Origin of the sequence: Moorena sp. SIO2C4, assembly GCF_010672485.1 — a bacterium.
GTDB lineage: Bacteria > Cyanobacteriota > Cyanobacteriia > Cyanobacteriales > Coleofasciculaceae > Moorena > Moorena producens.
In genome coordinates this window covers 1-1,141 of record NZ_JAAHGN010001550.1, presented here as the reverse complement: position 1 = coordinate 1,141, position 1,141 = coordinate 1, and the positions used below count along the sequence as shown (strand labels likewise).

1 protein-coding gene is annotated in these 1,141 nt (G+C 45.7%); it reads right to left on the bottom strand.

Features of this window, described 5'->3' with window-relative positions:
• Window positions 1–369: 369 nt before the first annotated feature.
• Window positions 370–1,017: a Uma2 family endonuclease gene (locus tag F6K20_RS39425; RefSeq protein WP_287298587.1), complete on the bottom strand. Its 648-nt coding sequence runs from the start codon at window positions 1,015–1,017 to the stop codon at window positions 370–372.
• Window positions 1,018–1,141 lie beyond the last annotated feature (124 nt).

Here is a 1,141-nt window from a genome sequence, read left to right as displayed (position 1 = left end):
GGTTTGAGGTGTTGATGGTGGCATTAGGGAATTTAGAATTTAGAATTTAGAATGCGCGAATTTAGAATGAAGAATTGAGAATGAAGAATTGAGAATGAAAAATTTAGAATGCGCGAATTTAGAATCGGGAGGCAAGTGTAGAACAGGCATCTTGCCTGTTGCCCAACCCTAGAACCGGCATCTTGCCTGTTTCATTTCCGGGCAGCCAGGATGGCCACCCCACTCCTATTCATTCCGCCCCTCAGCAATGCCCTTATAGCTGATACGCGACACGCTGATAGCTTACATTCAACTCACAAAATTTTCTGAATACGGCCTCTTGCCACTATTCGCGCATTCTAAATTCGCGCATTCTAAATTCCCGATTCTCTACTCCCTACTCCCTTCTTCTCCAAGAAGTCCCACAAATTCTCGCAGAGCTACACTAGAACCAAACTGCCATCCCTTATTAATGTATTGGGGAATTGTTTCTTTGACGGGGAAATTTGGGAAAATTTGGCTGGTTTGAACCTCTAAATAGCGGCCACTTTCAAATCGATAGATGTGAATTGTGTCCGCTTTGTAAATCCAAACTTCTGGAACAGCTAGGGGAATGTAGTCGTTAATATCAGTAATTGAAGTCAGGTCAATTTCTAGGGCGAGATCCGGTGGTGGATCTTGGCTCAGGTCTAGTCTTCGCTTTCCTAAAATTGCTTGGTAATTTTGGATGTAGAAACAAGCATCTGGCTCCACTCCAGGCATTCCCCCTTGCCTGAGGGTAATGGGATCAAAGCTCTGCCAATCTTTTCCTTCATAGCGTAGCAGTGCTTTAACTAAGTCAGCCAGTATATCAGCTTGGTTACCGTGTTCAGGAAGAGGAGCCATGAGCAAAATCTGATTATCTCGAAATCGCATGCGAATACTAGCCCGGTCACCAAGCTTTACCAACAGCTGCTCATAGTCTTCCCAAGTTCCTGGGAACCGCAATTGAGTTCCAGGAGCTAGATCAATAGTGGTTGGGGTGATGGTGGGCAACATATCGCAAAGGGAACAGGGAATTTAGAATTTAGAATGCGCGAATTTAGAATCGGGAATCGGGAATCGGGAATCGGGAATCGGAACCCACCCCTAACCCCTCCCAGGAGGGAATCGGGAATCGGGA